19 protein-coding genes are annotated in these 20,806 nt (G+C 66.0%); 13 read left to right on the top strand and 6 right to left on the bottom strand.

Going from position 1 to position 20,806, the window contains the following annotated elements:
• Positions 1 to 53: 53 nt before the first annotated feature.
• From IEX97_RS07735 to IEX97_RS07725, 3 genes are all read left to right on the top strand, one after another.
• Positions 54 to 1,061 carry a fatty acid desaturase gene (locus IEX97_RS07735; RefSeq protein ID WP_188882174.1) on the top strand — a complete coding sequence of 336 codons (1,008 nt, stop codon included), beginning with the start codon at positions 54 to 56 and terminating at the stop codon, positions 1,059 to 1,061.
• 127 nt (positions 1,062 to 1,188) lie between these two features.
• Positions 1,189 to 2,124, top strand: a complete 936-nt coding sequence (locus IEX97_RS07730) for a heme o synthase (RefSeq protein ID WP_229776632.1) — start codon at positions 1,189 to 1,191, stop codon at positions 2,122 to 2,124.
• 112 nt (positions 2,125 to 2,236) lie between these two features.
• On the top strand, positions 2,237 to 2,701 hold the full coding sequence (locus IEX97_RS07725) for a DUF2249 domain-containing protein (RefSeq protein WP_188882173.1): 465 nt from the start codon (positions 2,237 to 2,239) through the stop codon (positions 2,699 to 2,701).
• 77 nt (positions 2,702 to 2,778) lie between these two features.
• Here IEX97_RS07725 and IEX97_RS07720 read toward each other — a convergent pair whose 3' ends face one another.
• From IEX97_RS07720 to IEX97_RS07710, 3 genes are read right to left on the bottom strand one after another with little or no spacing between them, the layout of a single operon-like run.
• Positions 2,779 to 4,248, bottom strand: a complete 1,470-nt coding sequence (locus tag IEX97_RS07720) for a DUF4129 domain-containing protein (RefSeq protein ID WP_188882172.1) — start codon at positions 4,246 to 4,248, stop codon at positions 2,779 to 2,781.
• Positions 4,245 to 5,480: a DUF58 domain-containing protein gene (locus IEX97_RS07715; protein WP_188882171.1), complete on the bottom strand. Its 1,236-nt coding sequence runs from the start codon at positions 5,478 to 5,480 to the stop codon at positions 4,245 to 4,247. The genes IEX97_RS07720 and IEX97_RS07715 overlap by 4 nt, the downstream gene beginning before the upstream one ends.
• Entirely contained in the window at positions 5,477 to 6,538 is a 1,062-nt protein-coding gene (locus IEX97_RS07710) for an AAA family ATPase (protein WP_229776630.1), read from the bottom strand. The genes IEX97_RS07715 and IEX97_RS07710 overlap by 4 nt, the downstream gene beginning before the upstream one ends.
• A gap of 185 nt (positions 6,539 to 6,723) precedes the next feature.
• Between IEX97_RS07710 and IEX97_RS07705 the strand changes: the two genes are divergently transcribed.
• Positions 6,724 to 6,936: a hypothetical protein gene (locus IEX97_RS07705; protein ID WP_188882170.1), complete on the top strand. Its 213-nt coding sequence runs from the start codon at positions 6,724 to 6,726 to the stop codon at positions 6,934 to 6,936.
• Between the two features lie 74 nt (positions 6,937 to 7,010).
• On the opposite strand, the gene IEX97_RS07700 is transcribed toward IEX97_RS07705, so the two are convergent.
• On the bottom strand, positions 7,011 to 8,267 hold the full coding sequence (locus tag IEX97_RS07700; RefSeq protein ID WP_188882169.1) for a class I SAM-dependent rRNA methyltransferase: 1,257 nt from the start codon (positions 8,265 to 8,267) through the stop codon (positions 7,011 to 7,013).
• Positions 8,268 to 8,357: 90 nt separating this feature from the next.
• Positions 8,358 to 8,900 (bottom strand): 1,2-dihydroxy-3-keto-5-methylthiopentene dioxygenase, encoded by a 543-nt coding sequence (locus IEX97_RS07695; RefSeq protein ID WP_188882168.1) that lies wholly within the window; start codon positions 8,898 to 8,900, stop codon positions 8,358 to 8,360.
• Positions 8,901 to 9,074: 174 nt separating this feature from the next.
• Between IEX97_RS07695 and IEX97_RS07690 the strand changes: the two genes are divergently transcribed.
• The 4 genes from IEX97_RS07690 to IEX97_RS07675 all read left to right on the top strand — a co-directional run bounded on the left by IEX97_RS07690 (position 9,075) and on the right by IEX97_RS07675 (position 12,982).
• A complete protein-coding gene (locus IEX97_RS07690) occupies positions 9,075 to 9,524 on the top strand; it encodes a hypothetical protein (protein WP_188882167.1) in 450 nt (149 codons plus the stop codon).
• On the top strand, positions 9,517 to 11,829 hold the full coding sequence (locus IEX97_RS07685; RefSeq protein WP_188882166.1) for an ABC transporter ATP-binding protein/permease: 2,313 nt from the start codon (positions 9,517 to 9,519) through the stop codon (positions 11,827 to 11,829). The genes IEX97_RS07690 and IEX97_RS07685 overlap by 8 nt, the downstream gene beginning before the upstream one ends.
• 24 nt (positions 11,830 to 11,853) lie before the next feature.
• Entirely contained in the window at positions 11,854 to 12,630 is a 777-nt protein-coding gene (locus IEX97_RS07680) for a metallophosphoesterase family protein (protein WP_229776628.1), read from the top strand.
• Positions 12,631 to 12,799: 169 nt separating this feature from the next.
• A complete protein-coding gene (locus tag IEX97_RS07675; protein WP_229776626.1) occupies positions 12,800 to 12,982 on the top strand; it encodes a type II toxin-antitoxin system HicB family antitoxin in 183 nt (60 codons plus the stop codon).
• Positions 12,983 to 13,091: 109 nt separating this feature from the next.
• Here the strand turns inward: IEX97_RS07675 and galE are convergent, their stop codons facing one another.
• Positions 13,092 to 14,105: a UDP-glucose 4-epimerase GalE gene (gene galE / locus IEX97_RS07670; RefSeq protein ID WP_188882164.1), complete on the bottom strand. Its 1,014-nt coding sequence runs from the start codon at positions 14,103 to 14,105 to the stop codon at positions 13,092 to 13,094.
• Positions 14,106 to 14,308: 203 nt separating this feature from the next.
• Here galE and IEX97_RS07665 point away from each other — a divergent pair, with 203 nt between their 5' ends.
• The 5 genes from IEX97_RS07665 to IEX97_RS07645 form a co-directional block, all read left to right on the top strand.
• Positions 14,309 to 15,103 (top strand): RpnC/YadD family protein, encoded by a 795-nt coding sequence (locus IEX97_RS07665; RefSeq protein ID WP_188882163.1) that lies wholly within the window; start codon positions 14,309 to 14,311, stop codon positions 15,101 to 15,103.
• Positions 15,104 to 15,383: 280 nt separating this feature from the next.
• Entirely contained in the window at positions 15,384 to 16,634 is a 1,251-nt protein-coding gene (locus tag IEX97_RS07660; protein WP_188882162.1) for a 2,3-diketo-5-methylthiopentyl-1-phosphate enolase, read from the top strand.
• Complete coding sequence (locus IEX97_RS07655) at positions 16,631 to 17,416, top strand: MtnX-like HAD-IB family phosphatase (RefSeq protein ID WP_188882161.1); 786 nt, start codon at positions 16,631 to 16,633, stop codon at positions 17,414 to 17,416. Before IEX97_RS07660 ends, IEX97_RS07655 begins: the two co-directional genes overlap by 4 nt.
• Positions 17,401 to 18,033, top strand: coding sequence for a methylthioribulose 1-phosphate dehydratase (mtnB, locus tag IEX97_RS07650; RefSeq protein ID WP_229776624.1), 633 nt, complete (start codon positions 17,401 to 17,403; stop codon positions 18,031 to 18,033). The genes IEX97_RS07655 and mtnB overlap by 16 nt, the downstream gene beginning before the upstream one ends.
• A gap of 155 nt (positions 18,034 to 18,188) precedes the next feature.
• The coding region (locus tag IEX97_RS07645; protein WP_188882160.1) for a UPF0182 family protein at positions 18,189 to 20,806 on the top strand (2,618 nt) is incomplete at its 3' end.

Here is a 20,806-nt window from a genome sequence, read left to right as displayed (position 1 = left end):
GATGGCGGCAAGCCGCAAGCATGCGGTGGTGAATGGAGATGTGGAAACGCGAGATGCACGAACCAACCAGCTTAAAGCTGGCAGTACGGCCGTTTGAAACCCCGCATGCGGGGCGCAGCCTCTGGCAGCTCACCAGCACCATCATCCCGTTTCTCGTTCTGTGGTGGTCAGCCCATGTCCTCCTGTCTGTGTCGTTTTGGCTCACTCTGCCTGTTCTCGTCATCGCGGCAGGCTTTCTCGTGCGCATCTTCGTCATCTTTCACGATTGCTGCCACGGCTCCTTCTGGCGGCAGCGGAGATGGAACCAGGTTGTCGGCGTCGTCACGGGTATTCTGACCTGGTTTCCATACGCCCAGTGGCGGCGGGAACACGCCATACACCACGCGAGCAACGGCAACCTGTCCCGCCGCGGCACCGGCGACATCTGGACGCTCACGGTCAGGGAGTACTGTGCGGCTTCTCGGTGGCGGCGCTTGCTGTACCGTCTGTACCGGCATCCGCTGGTGATGTTTGGCCTTGGACCCGTGTTGGTGGTGGTCATTCAGTACCGGTGGAATCAAAAAGGTGCCCGTGCCTCGGAGCGGTGGAACACGTACGCCACCAATGCGGCGCTTGCGGTCATCAGCGCCGCGCTGTGCTGGCTCTGCGGCTGGCAGCATTTCCTCCTCATCGAAGGCACCATCCTCTACCTTGCCGGCATGGCCGGCATCTGGCTGTTCTACGTCCAGCACCAGTTTGATCCTTCCTATTTCGCGTCCGAAACAGAGTGGGATCATGTCCGCGCCGCCCTCGAAGGCAGCTCCTTCTACCGCCTGCCCCGGGTGTTGCAGTGGTTCACGGCGAACATCGGGTATCACCACGTGCATCACCTGAGCTCGCGCATTCCCAATTACTACTTGGAACGTGCTTGGGTGAACACGCCCGCCTTGGCGGCGGTGCCGGGCATGAGCCTGCGCGAAAGCCTGCGCTGCCTGCGCCATCGGTTGTGGGACGAGGAAAACCGCTGCTTCGTCGGCTTTCGCGATGCCCGTTTGCGGGCAACCCGGGCTGGTCTTCTGTGATGGAACGCACAGCGGCCTCCGCCGGCCTCAGGTACAGTAACGGTGAGTCGGGATGGGCAATCCCCGGGTCGCGTTTTCTCTACTCAGTGCATCGCGGTGTATCCGCTGCGGAGGGGAGGGATGACCCGTGACCTTGTCTCGTGCGGCCACGGGTGCCGCACCAAGGACGGCCGCCTGGTTGCTGCGCCTGGCCGGGGGCATCGCCGCGTATGTGGAACTGACCAAGCCGCGCATCGTGGCGTTGCTTGTGTTCACCGCCTACTGTGCGATGGTGGCGGCGGCCCATGGTTTGCCGGGCTGGCGGCTCATCGCGGCAACCGTGACCGGTCTTGCGTTCTCCGCAGGCGGCGCAGCGGCCGTCAATATGTGGTTCGATCGCGACATCGATGCGGTGATGTCGCGCACGCGCCATCGCCCGCTCCCCGCGGGCCTTGTCGCGCCGGGCCTGGCGCTCTGCATGGGCTTGGCGCTCGGCGCGGCCGGGTTCATATTGCTTTGGCGATGGGCGAACCCGCTCGCGGCTTGGCTGTCGCTCGCCGGATACCTGTATTACGCCGTGGTGTATACGATGTGGCTCAAGCGCCGGACACCGCAGAACATTGTGATTGGCGGCGGAGCGGGTGCGTTCCCGCCGCTCGTCGGCTGGGCGGCGGTGACCGGCCACCTCGGCGTGACGGCGTGGGCGCTGTTCGCCATCACGTTTTTCTGGACTCCGTCCCACTTCTGGAGCCTGGCCCTCTATAAGGAAGACGACTACGCGGCGGCCGGCGTGCCGATGTTGCCGGTGGTGCGCGGGCGGGAAGCGACGCGACGGGCGATGCTCGCGTACGCGACCGTGCTGTTGCCTGTGTCACTCGTGCCATGGGTGGCGGGCGCCGTGCCGGCGGCGTACGCGGTGGTGGCCGCGCTGGCGGGTGTTTGGTTCTGGTGGGGCAATTTCCGCTTGCTGCGCGCGAAGACAGATGAGACCACGTGGGCACGGCGAACGTTTGTCGGGTCGCTGGTGTATCTGCCCGTGGTGTACACCGCGCTCGCGGTGTGCGCGGCGCTCGCGCAGCCGTAAGCCCGCTCGCTGCCGCTGGCATGAAGATGCGTTCGGCGGCCGACGGTCGGCTGGCGGCGGTCGCATGTCGCAGCAGCTTGGCCCCAATCTGAACGCAGAGGGGGAAATGGCCATGGCCCGGCGCATCGTGGACCTTGACGTACGACCGATTCTCCTGGCCAAAGGGGAGCCGTTCCAGGTCATCATGGAGACGGTGCAGACGGTGGGTGAACGCGACGTGTTTCAGCTCCACGCCACGTTCGACCCGGTGCCGCTGGAGCGTGTTCTCGGCAAGCAGGGCTTTCAGCACGTGGTGCGACAAGAAGCGGACGACCATTTCATCGTCCAATTTTCGCGGGAACAGACCCCGCTGCCGTACTGGCGGATCGACAACCGCGGCCTCGAACCGCCGCAGCCGATGATCCGCACCTTGACGTTGCTTGACCAGGACCCGGCGTTCGCGGCCGGAGAGCGGGGACTGGAGATTTGGAATGAACGGGTACCCGCGTTCCTGTTGCCGGAACTGGAAGAGCGGGGATACCAGTACGACGTACTGGAAGAGGAGCCCGGCACGGTGGTGGTACGGATTCACCGCTGAGCGGCGCGGTGGTGCCGGACAGGCTTGTCACGAACCGGCTGCCTGTTGTGGCCTCGCCTCGTGCAGCGGACAGGGCGTCACGGTGTCCGGCCGCGTCTGTCGGGGGGCAGCACGCCGTCTTGACGCATCGCCTCGGCGATGCGCGCCACCTCGTCTTCCGGCGCAGGCACCTCTCCGTAACGATCCGCTTCATACAGCGGGACGAGCTTTGCCAACCAAATCGAAGCGGTGTCCCGCTGTTGTTCTTCCCGCCAGCGGGCGGCGAACTGCGCGGCTGTCTCGCCGGGTCGGCGCACGCGGCCGCGTGCCGCTTCGGCGGCGAACCATGCCTGCAGGAGCCGCCGGACTGGCGTCGGCGGTACGGCCGGTTCGTGCGGCGGACGCCGGGGAAGGCGGCGACGTTCGATGACCGGCGGCGGATCATCGCTCACCGCCGCAGGCGGCCCGGCTTGCCGCCACTTCCATGCGAGGTACGCGACCAGTGCCAGCAGCAGCAACCATCCCAATCCGGTCCACAGGGCGCTCAGGTTCGGACCAGGTGGATGCGGATACGCCGTTGCAGCCTGTTTCAGGTGCGGGAGGCCGGCGAGCGGTTGGGGAAGCCACGGCAGGGCACGCCACCGCATGTGTTGGAGCAACGGGATGAGGAACAAGAGCAAAAACGGCACCAGCCAAGAGGCGTCCAAACGTCGCTCGCGGAGGAGCCACCAGACAAAGATCCCAATCAGGCCCGTGAGGATGAACCAAGGGCGCAAGGCAGGGCTGAGGATCACCCCCACTGCTGCGGCGAGCGCCATCCCGGCCGGTGCCAGCACGCGCGCCATCCCGGGGAAGTCTTGCGCACCCGCTTCCCGCGCCAGCTCAATCTGGGCGCGGCGCAGCGCCGCGACTCGCAACGCCACGGCACCGAGGTACAGCCAGCGGGCAACGCCGCTTGCGGCCATCGCGGCGCTGCCTGCACCGCCTGCCGGGATGGTCCCGCCTGAAACCCCCGTGCCTGCACCACTGTTCCCGCTGTCCAGGAAACTCCAGGCAAGCAGCAGTCCTGCCAGCATCACGCCACCGTCGAGGAACAGCCGCCGAAACTGCACCTCGCTGTCGATGGTATCGCGGGCGTCGGTGAGGCGGCGGATCGCAAACACGGACCAGGCAAGCAGGCAACAAAACGCTGCAAACCCGCCGCGGGTCGCTGTCCATGCGGCGGCGAGGGCAAGCGTCATCGCGACGACGCCAGCCCGCGTTTTGCGGGACCCGCGTGCCTGACCCGGCCGGCTTGGCAGGTCAAGGCGTGCGGTCAACGTGACGATGCCTGCCGCGGCGAGGACCTCCGCGGGGGCATCGAACGGGAAGCGCGGGGAGGTGAGGGCGGCGAAAATCAGCGCGGTGGCCGCGGCGAGGCATGCATCGGCCCATAAGCCGGGCAGGTTCCGCGCCGGGGCCGATGATGCTAGAATGGCCTTCTCCGCGCCAGCCGTTGCCGTGGTGGCCGCAGCCGCGTCCGTGGAAGCAGGTTGAGCCTGTGTACGGACATCGCCGGGATGGTTCACCGGATCGACACCTCCTGCCGAATCGGTCGCGTGGTGTCCTGTGCATTTCCTGGCCGGGCTTCCTCTTCCTCGCGCTTGCTGCGAGCGTCCGCATCCTGGCCGGGCCCGGGAGCGGTCGCCGCCACGGGCACCACCGCCACCTCATGGCCACGCCGGCGCAGGGCGGCCAGCCGCCCGGCGGTTCCCTCATCCTGGTATGGGGTGATGACCACCACCTGCACCGGCTGCGGCAAGGCCGCGATCAGCTCGTCGAGCAGGCGATCGAACGTGACGTGCGGGATGTGCGGCAGTTGGCCGAGGACGTGGCCGATGCGGTGGGACACGGCGGACGTCAGCGGTCCGCGGGCGTTGAGGACGCGATGCTGCCCGCGCCCCGCCCAAAGGGCGTTGCTGTACACCGTCACGTCCGCCTCTCGCCGCAGCAGGCGCAGCGCGATGGCGTAAGCACATTCGATGGCCGCGTCGGCCAAGCGCACCGATCCCCCCATCGCGCCGCGGCTTGGCTCCACGTTGACCACCAACACCCATTCGTCCGCGATGGACAACGGCCGCTCCAACACCATGAGTTCGCCGCGGCGGGCGCTCAACACAAAGTGGACGTCGCGCAGCGGATCGCCAGGTTGGTAAGGGCGCAGGTCGATCCAGTCCTGCGCGGTCGCGAACAACTTCCGGCGGGTGAGGGCCGGGCCTATCCGCTGCATCGCCGCGTCGGCGGCGGCAGCCGGGATGTGCCGCGGGTGCACGGTGAGAAAACGGTGCACCGGGATCTGACGGTGTGCCCGCTGTGGTGTCAGGCCGTCGGCGAGGCGGAGTGTCAGCTCGCCGAGCTGCTGGACGCCGCGTTGCACCCCGTATACCGTGAAACGGGCGGCCACCAGCTCTCGCCCGCGCAGGCTGGTGGCCAATGACAGCCGCTCGGGGTAGCTCCGCGCAAAGGGGCCTTCCGCGGAGGCCGGACGGCTGCCCGGTGTCCCGCCGCCGGCAGTGTGGGCCGGCACATGCGGTGGATGCAGGCCGAGACCTGGCGGCAGAGGGAGTTCGCAGACCACGAGCGGCGCCGGCAGGCGGCTTGCGTTTTCGATGGTGATGGTCACGGTGCAAGCGGTGCCAAACGGCAGCGAATGGCGCGACACCTCGACCTGTGCACGCAGCTTCGGCAACACGCGTTCGCTCCACAGCGCCCGCCACACGCGGAGCAGGAGGATGACCCCGAGGAGGACGAGCAGGCTCATGGGGTCCATCCTGCCGCGGCATCGTCGACCGGCACCGGAACGGTCGCAAGCAGCTCGCGCGTCCACTGCCAAGCCGCGTGGGGGTGTTGATCGGGCGCGCCGTGGAAGACCAAACGGTGGAAGAGGACAAGCGGTGCCACCCGCTGCACGTCGTCTGGGGTGACGAAGCTTCTCCCGGCGATGACGGCGGCCGCGCGGGCGGCGTGGGCCAGCATGATCAGCGCGCGCGGACTGGCGCCGATCTGCACATCGGGGTGTTCGCGCGTGGCGCGGACCACGTCGGCCATGTAGCGAAGCACGTCGTCGCTGGTGCGGACCTGGCGCACGGCAGCCCACAGAACCGCCCAGCGCGGCGGGACGTCCGCCGCGGCGGCCGCCGTTTGGTCTGGGACCGGTCCGCTCTCCGCGCGCGTGGGCGTGGTCGCGCTGTTTATCCCGTTCGGGCGAGTGACCTCGGCGGAGAGCTCAGCCGCCGCCGCCGGTCCGTCCGCCAGGTGCAGCCGCAACAGGGCCACCTCGGCCTCCGCGGGCGGGTAGCCAAGGGACGTCTTGAACAAAAACCGATCCAACTGCGCTTCCGGCAGCGGAAACACGCCCTGCGATTCCACAGGGTTTTGTGTCGCCATCACGAAGAACGGCTGTGGCAGCACGTGCGTCTCGCCGTCGATGGTGACCTGGCCCTCGGCCATCGCTTCGAGCAAGGCCGATTGTGTGCGCGGCAAGGCGCGGTTGATCTCGTCGACGAGCAGCACGTGGGCGAAGATGGGGCCTTTGCGCAGCGTGAATTCGCCGGTGCGCGGGTGGTAGACCAGCCCGCCCAAGATGTCGGAAGGCAGCAGGTCCGGCGTGCACTGGATGCGCCGGAACGATAACCCCAACTCGCGAGCAAACGCTTTCGCCAACGCGGTCTTGCCGACGCCCGGCACGTCCTCAAGCAGGATGTGGCCGCCTGCCATCACCGCCATCAACAGCTCTTCCACCGCACGTTCCATGCCGATGAGCGATTGGGCGATGGACGCCTTGACCTGATGGATCACCCGCACTGCTTCGTGGATCACGTTCTCTTCACCGCTTTTCTTCACCGCGCCATAGATTTGTAAGATTCCAGGAACTTTGCTCCATGATACCAACCGGATGGCGGCGGAGCAAGTGCGGGTGCGGCCGCAGGTTTGCTAGAGCCGCAAGTTGGGAAAGCTAGATGCTAGACTTGCTGCGGCAACGAAACGGGAGGGAGGGGCAGACCATGACGGACAGCACCCTGCTCGGCATGGTTCTCGCCGGGCTGGTGTTCTTTGGCCTCGTCCGCGTGTTCGGACCGCGCGGCTGGCGCAAGCCGAAGCGGCGCACCAAACGGACCAAGCGCGTTCGCGTGCACCCGCTCATTTTGAAGGAGCGCAAGCTCGCCGCCGAACTCCGGGCGGTGCGGGCGAAGTTGCGCGAACAGCATCTGCTGTGAGGATGCGGCAGGGACGGCTGCCAAAGACGGGTGCGCGGGAAGATGCGCGAAACGAGGGGACCGGCGTCACCTCTTCACCGCCGGCTGCGCACCTCGTAGATGGCAAACTTGAGGTAGTGGCCTTCCGGCACGCCTTCAATCTCCGGGTGGTCCTTGCCGGCGCCCGACCAGTGCACCAGGCGCAGGACCTTGTGCGCGTCCACCGCGGCGTCGAGGATGGTCTCGCGGAACAAATCCGGCCGCATGTGGAAGGAACAGCTGCTGGTGACCAGGTACCCGCCGTCGCGGGTGAGCTTCATCCCGCGCAGGTTGATCTCCTTGTATCCGCGGATGGCCCCTTCCAGGGCATGACGCGATTTGGCGAACGCGGGCGGATCGAGGATGACCACGTCAAAGCGCCGGCCCGCCCGCTCCAGCTCGCGCAGGTAGTCGAAGGCGTTGGCGGCCACCCACTGCACCCGGTCCGCCACGCCGTTGAGCTCCGCGTTGCGCCGCCCGACGGCAAGGGCGGGCTCCGAGATGTCCACGGCGATCACGCGCCGCGCCCCGTAGGCGAGGGCGTGCACGGCGAACGCGCCGGTGTGGCAGAACGCGTCGAGCACCTCGGCGCCGTCCCAAAACGGATCGCCATCTTGGGGGGTGCGTCCGTGCTCTGCTCCCCAACCGGTCATGAGCGGCCGGATGGCGGCGCGGTTGTCGCGCTGGTCGAAAAAGTAGCCTGTCTTGTGGCCGGCTTGCACATCGACGATGAATTGGAGGCCGTTTTCTTCAATCACGACCTCCGGCGGCACCTCGCCGGCCCACACGGTGGTCTCGAGCGGCAGACCTTCGAGGCTGCGCACCGGCACGTCGTTGCGCAAGAGGATGCCGCGCGGGCGAAAGACTTCCATCAGTGCGGCGAGGATATCGTCCTTGCGGACCTCCATGCCGAGGGCCAGGATCTGCACGACGAGCACGTCGCCGTACTTGTCGACGATGAGGCCGGGGAGGAAGTCCGCTTCGCCGTATACGGCGCGGCAGGCGCCGGTGGCGGGAAGGAAGCGGCCGCGGTGCGCCCAGGCGGCGGCAATGCGGCGCGTAAAGAACGCGCGGTCGATGACCTCGCCGGCGTCGTAGGTGAGGACGCGGGCGACGATCTGTGACCGCGGATTGATGTAACCGCGCGCGAGGAACACCCCCTGGTGGTTGACGATGTCGACGAGATCGCCCGGGGTCGGATCTCCCTCGATGCGCTCGACTTCGGTCTGGTACACCCAAGGGTGGCCGGCTTCCAAGCGCCGGCGGCGTTGGCGTTGGAGGACGATGCGCGCAGAAACAGAAGGGTTCGACATGTCGGACCTGCCTTTCTGAATACGGCCGCGAGGCCCGTGGCCCGCGGGAAGACAAGCGGGGCGGCGCCAGGCCGCCTCCGCTGCTTTCACTCAGGCTGTCGCGAACTCAGGGTCTTCATACGGGTGAGCGACCCAGCCGGACGGATCGATGAACAGGCGCACGGCAACCACCTTGCGCTCGCTTGTCAAGGTGAAGAAGTGCGGCGTGTTCTCCGGTACGGAGATGACGTCGCCCGGCACGAGCTCCACGTTGAAGTAGCCGACGTCTGGCTTGCCTTTAATGATGAAGATGCCGCTGCCCGCGGTGATGGCCCGCACCTCGTCCTCGCTGTGGGTGTGCACCTGCTCGAACTTCTTGAGCAGCTCCTCCAGGTTGGGCGTCGCTTCGGAGAGGGCGACCATGTCCCATTTCACGTAGCCGCGGGCCTGCGCGAGCGCCTGGATCTGCGGTTCGAGGGCTTTCAGGATCTCCGCTTGCTCCTCCTGGGACAGCACGAACTTGTCGCGCAGGTGTGCAGGGATGGGTTGCAGATCCCAATGGTCGTAGTAGACGCCTTGACCGTTCAAAAACGCGCGCACCGCGTCCTCGCCTGCGATGACCTGACCGGTCTTGCGGATGGTGATCTTCGCCACGCGCCATCCTCCTCCGAATTACAAGATATCCAATATGGATTATCTGCATTGTATGACACCTGTCTGCGCCTGTCCAGGCGGTGCAAGCGTGCAAACAGGCTGTGAAAATCCGTCCCCTGGTGTACAATGAGTGGCAACATCACCATCATCATATCATGGAAAGGAAGAGCGGATGTGAATGCAATCCGTACATACGTCGTGGGGGCTGTGGTGCTTGGCCTGATTGCCTGTATCGTGTCCATCGCCTTTGGCGGGCACCCGTCGCAGGTGCATACCATCGTGGGTTTGGTGCTCGACGCGGTCTTCTTGGTATGGGCGTTCTTGGCCGGCCGGGCGGCGAAGCGGCAGGGTGGCAAGCCGATGTGGACAGGGGCGCTGACCGGTGCCGTCTACGGGTTTGTCGAGGCGCTCGCCGGCTTTTTCATCCACATCGACGCCTCGGTGTTCAAAGGGACGAATCTGCCGCCCGACCAAGTGGCGCGCGCGGTGGAAATCTCCAATTCGACGTGGGCGCACGTCTTGGCGGTGGTGGCCGCTGTACTCGAGATGGGCGTGCTCGGCCTCATCGCGGGGCTCATCGGGGGTGCGATGACGCGCCGGGAAGGGGACGCGAACGATGTCTGAAACACGTCACGGCAACAGCGGCCATGACGCAGACCCTTTGCCGGCAGACGTCGGCGTGAGCGGCGGGGACGGCGCTGGTGCGGCAGGGGTCGAGCCTGTGCTCATCTTGCGCGGGGTGAGGAAACATTACCGCCGCGGCAGCGAGGACATTGTGGCCGCGGCCGACGTGTCTCTTGAGCTGTATCCGGGGACCTTGACCTGCATCCTCGGCCCTTCGGGCGGGGGCAAGTCCACGTTGTTGCACCTGATGGGCGGCATGGACCGGGTGTCCGGGGGCCAGATTCTGGCGCTGGGGCGCGACATCACCCGCATGAAGGCGGATGAGTTGGCCGCGTACCGGCGCACGGCGGTCGGGTTTGTGTTTCAGTCGTTTCACCTCTTGCCGACGCTGACCGCGCGCGAAAACGTGGAGTTGCCGATGTTGCTCGCGGGGGTGCCGGCACCGCTGCGCCGCCAACGCGCGGAGGCGCTGCTCAACCGCTTTGGCCTTGGCGATCGCGCCTTGCACCGACCGGGCGAGCTGTCGGGCGGGCAGGCGCAGCGGGTGGCGGTGGCGCGGGCGCTGGCGCTGAACCCGCCGCTTTTGCTCGCCGACGAACCGACGGGCAACCTCGACAGCCAGAGCGGCCATGAGATCATGGCCCTGTTGGCTCAAGTGGCGCACGAGGACGGGCGGACGGTTGTCGTCGTCACGCACAACGAGGAGTTTGTGGCCTATGCGGATCGGGTCGTCCGCATCCGCGACGGGCGCATTCAGTCGGATGAATGGCGGCGCCCGCCGCAGGCGGCTGCGGCTGCGGCGGCTACCCGGAGTCCAGGTGTACAGATGACAGATACGTCGGCAGAGGCAGGTCCGGCTGCACCTGCCGCGGTGGGCCGCGGGGCACCCGAGGCGGCGGCCGGCCGGTCCGCGGTGGGCTTTCAGGCCATCCTGCGCCTTGCTGCGTCGGCGGTACGGCGGCGGTTGGGCCGGGCGGTGCTGACCGGCAGCGGCATTGCCATCGGCGTGGCCGCGATGGTCCTGCTCATCGGCATCGGGGCGGGACTGAAGTCGGGCGTGGTGCGGGGCTTGGCGACGCTCGGGCCGCTGACATCCATCACCGTGTCGCCGTACCGGCAGACGGGCGGGAGCGGGTTTGGCGGGCTTGCGGCAAGCGGCCCGCAGACGCCCATCACGCCGGACGCATTGCGGCGCCTGGCGGCGCTTCCGGGTGCGAAGGCGGCTTATGCGACGGCGACGTTCGTCGCACGCTTGACGCGGAGCGGCACGCAAGTGGAAGCGGACGTGGTGAACCTGCCGCCCGCATCGCTCTGGCACACGGAGGGTTTGCTGCCCACGCTCGCAGCCGGACGTTGGCCGGCGGCCGGCGGACTGGTGTTGGCGGAGAGCACCGCCAAGGCGCTGTTGAGCGGCGGTACGGCCGGTGGCAGTGGTACGGGCGGCGCGGGCGGTGCCACAACCGGCGCGGGTGGCGGGAAGCAGGCGTCGCCGCAGTCGCTCATCGGGAAGGCGGTGGATGTCGAGGTCCAGGGCATGACGGGGAACGTGCTCGGCGGCGGTGCGTTCACGCCAGCGGCCAGCATGGTGCCGGTGCAGCTGCGCGTGATCGGAATTGTGCAGGGAACGGCGTTTTCGTATGTGTCTTATCCGCAGGCGCTGCGCTGGATGGAAACCATCGGCGGCGGTGGGGGTGGTAGCGCCGGGCCAGCTGGAGGAAATCACGGGGGTCTGCCGCCGGGCCAGGCGGGCGCGGGTCGACCGGTGGCGTATCCGGGGGCGGTCGTGATCGCCCGTTCCATCGACGACGTATCGCCGCTCGCAGAGCGGATTGGCAAGCTCGGCTACGGCACGACCACAGTGCAGGACATCCTGAAATCCATCACCAAGGCGTTTGCCGTCATCCAGGCTGGGCTCGGGGTCATCGGCGGGATTGCGCTGGTCGTCGCCGGGTTGATGATTGGGGTTGTGCTCAGCATGTCTGTGCTGGAGCGGCGGCGGGAAATTGGCATTCTGCGCGCCGTGGGCGCGCGGCGGCGGGACATCGCGCGGCTGTTTCTGGTGGAAGCGGCGGTCATCGGCGCCGCGGGAGGTGTCGCGGGGGTGGCCGTGGGCGGCGGCGCGGGGTGGCTTGCCAACGCCATGACCCGCCAGTTCGCTCATGCCACGCAAGCTTTGTTCGTGATGCCCGTGTGGCTGGCGGTTTTGGGGATAGGGTTTGGCGTCGCGGCCTCGCTTGTCGCCGGTTGGGCGCCAGCTTCGCGCGCGGCGCGCCTGCACCCTGTGGAAGCGCTGCGGGCGGATTGAACGGCACCCGCAGGGAGGGCGTGGATGCGGCCTGAATGCGCACAGCCAAGGGGGATGGATGGCGTGGAGACGGTCCTCGCCGTGCTCACCGATGTGCACGGGAACTATCCTGCCTTGCGCGCGGTCTTGGACGAGATCGATGGTCTGGGCATGGTCGAACGCATCGTGTGCTTGGGAGACATGATTGCGATTGGGCCCGACACAAACGAGGTGTTGGAGGCTCTCTTTTCGCGGGACGACGTATCCATGGTGTCGGGCAACCATGAAGATGCGGTGCTGGCCTTGTGCCTGGGCCGGCCGCCGCAGAGCCACGGGGAGGAATTGGAGCATCACCAGTGGATTGCGGACAGGATGGATAAGCGGTTTGTGCCTCTGCTCGCGCGGCTGCCGCGCAGCATGACCTTGTCGTTCCACGGCCGCGTGTGCCATTTTGTCCATTATCATTTGGACGCGGGCCAACAATTCTTGCCGGTGGACTGGGCGCCGTCGGGCGAAAAGCTGGATGAGCTGTACCAGGACCATCCGGCGGAACTGGTGGCGTTCGGTCACCACCATCCCGTGCACCTGTTTCGGACCGAGCGTCGCTTGTATTTCAACCCCGGTGCGCTGGGGTGTTGCGACAGGCCTGTCGCCCGGTACGGACTGGTGCATATCACCGGGCAAGGGATGGAGGTCGAGTGCCGCGAGGTTCCGTATGACAACCGGGCGTTCCTGCGCTCGTACCACGAGCAACAGGTGCCGGCGCGCGCATTCATCCTGCGCGTGTTCCACGGCGGCCAGGGCGGCGAGGTCGGCGGGTGAGTTATTGCCGTTTGGGCTGCCGTCTGTCCGCGTATCCGACATTGCATTTTTAGGGGACCAGGAGTCAGGAACGGATCACCCTCCTGATTGCGTGTGTTATGCATGGTATGATGTATCCGAAACTCAGGAAACAGGTCGTGTTTCTCTCGCAACACGGAGGATGGTCAGGATGAACGAAACCAGACCGTTACGGCTGACAGCGGCCGTGACGAAGGACGGTAAATGGTACGTCGCTCGGTGTTTGGAGGTGGAGGTGGCAAGTCAGGGCGAGACAGTGGAGCAAGCGCTCGACAACCTGCGTGAAGCCCTGGAACTGTATTTTGAAGACGTCCCCGCATGCGCGGGCTCTTAGTCGAGTGAACACCAAATCACCATCGAGTGAATAGAATCATCGTGTTCCACGGCGGCCAGGGCGGCGAGGTCGGCGCCTGGCCACCGTGAACCTTTTTTCGTGCCGCTGCTTATTCCTCATACCCGCGGGGGTTCTGGACCTGCCATCGCCAGGCGTCCGCGCACATTTCTTCGAGCCCGCGCGTCGCGCGCCAGCCAAGGACCCGTGCGGCCTTCGTCGGATCGGCGTAACTGACCGCCACGTCGCCCGGACGCCGCTCCGTGATTCGGTACGGGATCTTGACCCCGGACGCCTTTTCGAACGCCTGGATCACCTCGAGCACGCTGTACCCGACGCCCGTTCCCAGGTTGAACGCGTCGGCTCCCTGATGTTGGGCCGTCCACTCCAGCGCCTTCACGTGCCCGGCGGCTAAGTCCATGACATGGATGTAGTCGCGCACGCCGGTACCGTCCTTGGTAGGATAATCGCCGCCGAAGACGGACAGCTCCTTCAGCTTGCCAATGGCCACCTGAGTGATGTACGGCATCAGGTTGTTCGGGATGCCGTTAGGGTCTTCACCCATCCGGCCGGACGGATGAGCCCCCACCGGGTTGAAGTAGCGTAACAGGGCGATGCTCCATCGATCGTCGGCACGGGCCAGGTCGGTCAGAATGTCTTCAATCATGGCTTTCGTCCGCCCGTACGGGTTGACCGGCTGCTTGGGCATGTCCTCCACAAACGGCACCTTGTCCTGCGCTCCGTACACGGTGGCGGACGAGCTGAACACCAGGCGCCGTACCCCGAACTCCTGCATCACGTCGCACAAAACGAGAGTACCGGTGACGTTGTTGTGATAGTAGCGCAGCGGCTGGCGCACCGATTCACCCACCGCCTTGAGGCCCGCGAAGTGAATGACTCCGTCAATCGGATACTCCGCGAACACGCGCCTCACCGCATCGCGATGGAGGAGGTCCGCAGCGGCAAACGGCACCTTCTTGCCGGTGATTTCCTCGATGCGTTCCATCACGGTGCGCTTGCTGTTCACGAGGTTATCAAGCACGACCACGTCATATCCTGCATCCAGCAACGCCACGCACGTATGGCTGCCGATGTATCCCGTTCCGCCTGTGACGAGAATGGCCAAGGGTGGTTCCTCCTATTTAGGCTACTCAAATCGGTCTGCGCCCAGCAGGCGCTTCGCTGCCCATCATAACCCGAAACCCCGTTGGTTGCCACAGGCGTCATCCGACGTGGAACAGTTTTCAAAGCGATATGTACGCTTGCCCGGCATCATGGACCCAGTGCGACTCTCCCGCGTATACTTCAAGCCATGAAAGAGGTGGGTGAATGGTTGGGCAAGATACGCTGATGAAAGCTCTCACTCGCTCCTTGTCCAAGGATGCATTGTCTGCGTTCGGGATCCAGGGTGTTGAATTGACAGAACCGGTTCCCACCGAGTTGCCCGCGAGTACATTGCGTATGGACAAGGTGTGGCGAATGCAGGACGGACAACTCTTTCACCTGGAGTTTCAAAGCAAGCGCGAACCGACGCTGCACCGGTTTCTCGAATACGATGCGCGGCTGGCGCATCTGTACCAGGCACGAATCCGTACCGTAGTGTTGTACCATGCGAATGTGATGGCCGCGCCCTCGCAGCTCGACATCGGCGTTGCCGTGTACAGGGTGGAAAACGTATTTCTGTCGCGGTTAAATGGAGATGAAGCATTGAATGCGGTGGAGAAGCATCTGCTCACGGGCATTTGGGAACCTGAAGACAGACTGCGCTTGGCTCTGGCCATGAATATGCAGGTGCGCGACCATCACCAAGCGTTTGACCGTGTGTTGGCACTCGCAGCGATGGTGTCTGATGACATCGAGCGTGATCTCGTAGTCAGTGCGATGCTGACATTCGCGGATCAGGCACTGGACGAAACGCAACGATTACGGTTGCGAAGGGAGTTGAGGCGCGTGTCGAAGCTCGTGGAGGAACTGTTTCAAGAAGGGCGTGAAGAAGGACGGGAGGAAATGGCAATCCAGGTTGCGAAAAAACTGTTTGCACGGGGTGCTTCGGTCGACGAAGTGGCCGACATCACCGGATTGCCGCCAACCAAGTTGGAAGAGATTCAGAGGCTGTTGCATTGACACCCCTATTCGGCCATGCTACATTGAAGGCATCGCCTCTTTCAGCGTGAGAAAGAGGCCGTTTTTGTTTGCATCGTCCGGCGCGCCGGTGTTGGCCGCACCGGACCTTGGAGGCACCGCACGCCATTGTGCCGGTGTCGATAGCGCCCGTCCGGGGGCGCGTCAGCCGGCATGCGGTCGCCGTCGCCTGGGATCGCGCCCTGGGCGGCGCTCCCATCGGGCTTGTCCGCGCTGCTTCCATAGGCCGCGCTTCTTTGCACAAAGGAAGGTGACCGACACCATGACACATCTGTCCGGCACGAACTCGCCATCCATCGGACCGGACTACATCGTTGCGACATACCGGCTGGTAACCCGGGACAAGGACTTGCGCAAGCGCGCCGAGTCTATCGCCGTCGGGTTGACGGTCGGGTCATGGACCGATCTCCCGGCAGCCCGCCAAGCACAGCTGAAACCCTACTGCGGGACGGTGGGCGAGACGCGCATTCTCGCGGAACACCAAGACGGCTCCATCCTGGCCGAAATTGAAGTCGGGTATCCGGTGCGCAACCTCACGCCGCGCATCCCGGCGCTGTTGACCACAGTCTTCGGCAAGCTGTCGATGGACGGCGACATCAAGCTGGTCGGCCTGCGCCTCCCCGAGGCGTTCGTCCGCCAGTTTCCGGGGCCCAAGTTCGGCGTCGCCGGCGTCCGCCAGCGCCTTGGCGTCGAGGGGCGGCCGCTCATCATGAGCATCTTCAAGTCGTGCATCGGCATGCCGCTCGATGCCCTCGTCGAGCACTTTACCGAGCAGGCCTTGGGCGGCGTCGACCTCATCAAGGACGACGAAATTTTCTTCAGCGAGCAGCTGGCGACCCCGGAGGCGCGCGTCGCGGCGTACGTCCGCGCGGCAGAGCGCGTGGCCGGGACCACCGGGCGCAAGGTGGCGTACGCCGTCAACCTGACCGGGCCCACGTATGAGCTGCGCGATCGCGCCCGCCGCCTGGCGGACCTTGGCGCCGGCGCATTGTTGTTCAACGTGTTCGCTTACGGCTTGGACATCCTGCAGGAACTCGCGGCCGACCCCGCCATCCAGGTACCCATCATGGCTCACCCGGCCGTCGCGGGCGCTCTGTACGCCGCACCCCGCCACGGCATCGCCGCCAGCATCGTGCTCGGGCAACTGCTGCGGCTGGCGGGGGCGGACATCGTCATCTACCCGTCACCGTACGGCTCCGTCACGCTCGCCAAGGAAGAGGGTGCAGCGGTCCTTGGCGCCCTGCGCGGCCCGTCGCCGCACAAACCTTGTCTGCCCGCGCCGTCGGCCGGTATCCACCCCGGCATGGTGCCGGTTCTGCTCCGCGACTTCGGCACCGATTTCATTGTCAACGCGGGCGGCGCCATCCACGGCCACCCCGGCGGGGCGACGGCAGGGGGCCAGGCGTTCGTCGCGGCCGTCCAAGCGGCCATCTCCGGCCGGCCGCTGCGCGAGGCGGCGCAGGCGAGCGAGCCGTTGGCGCAAGCCATCGCCCGCTGGGGGGTGGCGGAATGAGCGGGGCGCCGCGCGGGAAAGGGCACCCGCCGGGACTGGCTGCGGTCCGCGCGCCCGAACCCGCCGCGGCGACGGACGCGGCCGGGAGGCCAGGCGCCGCCAGCCCCTCCGTCGCCATCTTCTGCGACTTCGACGGCACCATCTCGGAGAACGACATGATTGTCCAGATCATGCGCCGCTTCGTCCCCGCGGAGGCCGAGCCGCTCATCCAGGCGGTCACCGAGCGGCGGATGAGCGTGGCGGAAGGCGTGGGGCGCATGTTCGCGCTCATCCCGAGCGTCCGCTTCCCCGAGGTGGCCCGCTTTGCCCGCGAGACGGTGCGCATCCGCGCCGGTTTCGCCGAGTTCGTGGCGTTCTGCGCCGCGCGCGGCTGGCCGCTCTCCGTGGTCAGCGGGGGCTTCGATTTCTTCGTCGATCCGGCGCTCGCTCCGTACCGGGACAAGCTGCGCGTCTTTCGCAACCACATCGACACAAGCGGTGAGCGCCTGCGCGTCGTCTGGTCCGAGCCGTGCGACGAGCTGTGCGACGGCGGCTGCGGGCTGTGCAAACCGTCGGTTCTCCGGCGGTACGGCCAAGGCGCCGCGCGGCGGATCGTGATCGGCGACGGGGTGACCGACCTCAAGGCGGCGCGCATGGCCGACTTTGTCTTCGCCCGGGCGGGACTCTTGCGCGCCTGTGCGGAAGAGGGATTGCCGCACGCTGCGTTTGACGACTTTCACGACATTGTGCGCGGGTTGACCGAACTCGCGCGGGGAGGGGACGACTTTTGGCGGAAACCTTGACCCCGTGGCGCGATGCGCCGCAGGTGTTGTGCGCGCTGGCGGACGAGCTGGCGGCGAAAGGCTGGTTGCCGGCCACGAGCGGCAATCTGTCCGTGTGCGTGCGCCAACACCCGCTGGCGCTGGCCATCACGCGCAGCGGTGCCGACAAGCAACACCTGACGCCGCCGGACGTCATCTACGTGGACAGCGAGCTGCGCGTGCTGGATGCGGTGGATCCGTCTCACAGGCCGTCCGCGGAGACCATCGTGCACACGAAGCTCTACCAGGCGCTCAGCTGCGGCTGCATCCTCCACGTGCATACGGTGTACAACAATCTGGCAAGCGAGGTGTATTTCGCGGAGGGCGCGGTGTCCATCGCGGGCCATGAGCTGCTCAAAGCGCTCGATCACTGGGAGCCAGACGCCTGCATCCAGGTGCCCATCGTCGAGAACTTGCACGACATCCCCGCCTTGGCCGACGCGGTGTTGGCCGCCGTCCGGCCCGGCGTGCCAGGGGTGCTTGTCCGCAACCACGGCATCTACGCCTGGGGTGATACACCTGCCGCAGCCAAACGCTACCTGGAGGCGTTCGAGTTTCTGTTCCAATATGTGCTCACCTTGCGGCTGTTGCGCGGCTGAAGTACAATCAAATTGCGCTGAGCAATTTTTGCCAAGGTTTCGTTTTGGCGCAGGTTGACACGGATTTCCATGGTACGCGGCGCGGGGCGTGGACACCGGATCCGCGCGTCCGTGCGCACTGCCTGTGAAGTCGGAGTGGAGACGGGGTCGTCGGCATGGTCGTGTTTCCCGAAAGCTTCGCGCAACCGTTCCAGCGGTGGCAGCGGCGGGTGAGCCGTTTCGCCCTGTTGGTGTTCCTCCTCATTGTCCTTATCTCGTTCATCCAGACCTTCTTGCACCTTTTGTTCCTCTATCGCGAACACGCCGCGCTCGGCTACGGCTTCGTCTATTTGAAGAACCTGTGGCTGGAGCTTGCGTTTCGTTATGGCGGGGCCATCGTCTACGCCTGGCTCGGCTGGGTGGCCGTGCGGCCGCTCTCCGGGGTGTTGCCGCGCTTTTTGTACCGTGGCCTGGTCTATGCCGCTGCGGTGGCAGGCTGGGGCATCGGCTACGGCATGTGGACCATCGACGCGAGCACCTGGTACGCGTTCTTCCAGCACGTGCCGTTTCACCGGCGCGATCCGCTCCTGCACCTTGACGATGCGTTCTACGTGTACGACCTGCCGGTCTTGACCGGCATCGTCGGCCGGCTGCTGGGGACGGCCGTGCTCTTTGCCGTCCCGCGCGTCGTCGCTTTGCTCGCCCTCTTCGCGCGCCAGGCGTTCATCACCGCCGGGCCGCCTTTGGGACAGCGGATTGCCGCCCAGGTCCGGGTGCTGATGGGCATCGGCGCGTTCATCTTCCTCTGCCTGGCGGCGCTCGCTTGGCTGGCCCGCTATGAATTGTTGCTGACGTCCGGCAACGGCACGTTCTTGTTCGGGCCGGACTTCGTCACCGCCCGCCTGACGCTGCCGGTGTTCTCGCGGCTTGAAGTGCTGGCGCTCCTCGTGGTGGCGGCGGCGTTCGCGGTGCTCGCCGCGCAGCCGTACCGGGTCCTGGCACTGCGGGACGGCTTTGTCCGCCTGCGCGCCCGCGGCTGGAAGTTGCCCATCGGGGCGTTCGCCGCGTACGTCGGATTGGTGGTCGTCCGCGCGCTGGTCAACGGCCTTGTCAACGGGCTGTACGTGCACCCGAACCAGAACATCGTCGAGCTGCCGTACATCGGGTACACCATCGACGCCACCCGCTGGGCGGTCGGGATCGATCACGTCACGGCGAAGCCGTTCGTGCCCTCGGACCGGCTCACCGCGGCGGACGTGGCGCGGGAGAAGAATGCGCTGGACAACGTCCGCGTCAACGACCAGGGGCAGACGACAGCCATCTTCAACCAGTTGCAGAGCTTCAAGAGCTACTTCCAGTTCACGCCCGCGCAGGTGGACCGCTACGGCCAAGCCACCGTCTACAGCTCAGTGCGGGAGATGAACGTGGACCAGGTGCCGGTGCAGACGTGGGTCAACCGGACGCTGGTGTACACCCACGGGTACGGCATAGCCATCAGCCCGGTGAATCAGTTCACCGCCGACGGCCTGCCGGTGATGTGGGCGAAAAACACACCCCAGGAGACCCAACCGCCTATCCCGCGCATCACCCGCCCGGAGATTTACTTCGGGCTGATGGACAACGACGTCATCGCCCCGTCCAAGCAGCCCGAGTTCGACTACCCGGTCGGATCGGAGGATCACGCCTCCCACTACCAGGGCGGGTACGGCCTGCCGGTGTACGGCAACCGCTGGCTGCTCACGCTGGAACTGGGTACCTTGCGCTTTTACACGTCGGATCAACTGACGACCAAGTCGCTGTACCTGTTTGACCGCAACATCTACCGGCGGGCGGCGGACATCGCGCCGTTCCTCCGTTACGATCACGACGCGTTCGCGTTCATCGACGGCCGCGGCCACATCCAGTGGATGTTCGACGCTTACACCCAGACGCCCAACATCCCGTACGCCCAGCCGGAGATGGGCACGGCCTACATCCGCAACTCGGTCAAGGTGGTGGTGGACGCCTACACCGGCAAGACCACGTTCTACGTGGTGGACCCGACGGACCCGCTCATCCGGACATGGATGCGCATCTATCCTGGGCTGTTTACCACCAAGGTGCCGGCCGACGTGGCGGCCCACTTCCGGTATCCGACCGATTTGTTCCAGGTGCAGGCGCAGGCATTGACGCGCTACCACATGACCGATCCGGCGGCGTTCTACAACCAAGAGGACCTGTGGGCCATCGCCAACCAGATCTACCAGCAGAACCAGGTGACGCAGCGCCCGCCGGTGTACCAGGAAATCCGCATGCCGGACCAGGCGCGGCCGCACTTCGTGGTGAGCGTATTGTTCACGCCGGCCAACAAGGACAACCTGAACGGGTGGTTCATCGCCGACAACGAGCCGGGGTCTTACGGCCGCCTGACGCTCTACCAGTTCCCGCAGTCGGAGTGGGTGACCGGGCCGATGCAGGCGGAGAACCAGATTGACGCCAACCCGGCCATCTCGCAGCAGCTCACGCTGTGGAACCAGCAAGGGTCGCAGGTGGTGCGGGGGGATTTGCTCCTCATCCCGGTGGGCCGGGCGGTGCTCTACATCGAGCCGGTGTACCTGGTCGCCAACCGCCAGAACTCCTTGCCGCAGCTGCAGCGGGTCATCATCGACTTCAACCAACAGGTGTACATGGATACGTCCCTGTCCGCGGCGCTGCAGGATTTGCTCGCCGGGAACCCGGCGGGATCGGCCAATGCGGGCGGCGCGGCCGGCGGGGCTGCGGCCGGGCAGACCGGCGCGGGCGCGGGTGCACCCGG

The organism is Paenalicyclobacillus cellulosilyticus (genome assembly GCF_014647315.1).
Classification (GTDB): Bacteria; Bacillota; Bacilli; order Alicyclobacillales; family Alicyclobacillaceae; genus Alicyclobacillus_J; species Alicyclobacillus_J cellulosilyticus.
Note: the sequence above shows the minus strand (reverse complement) of the source record. Positions and strands in the feature narration are given on the sequence as shown.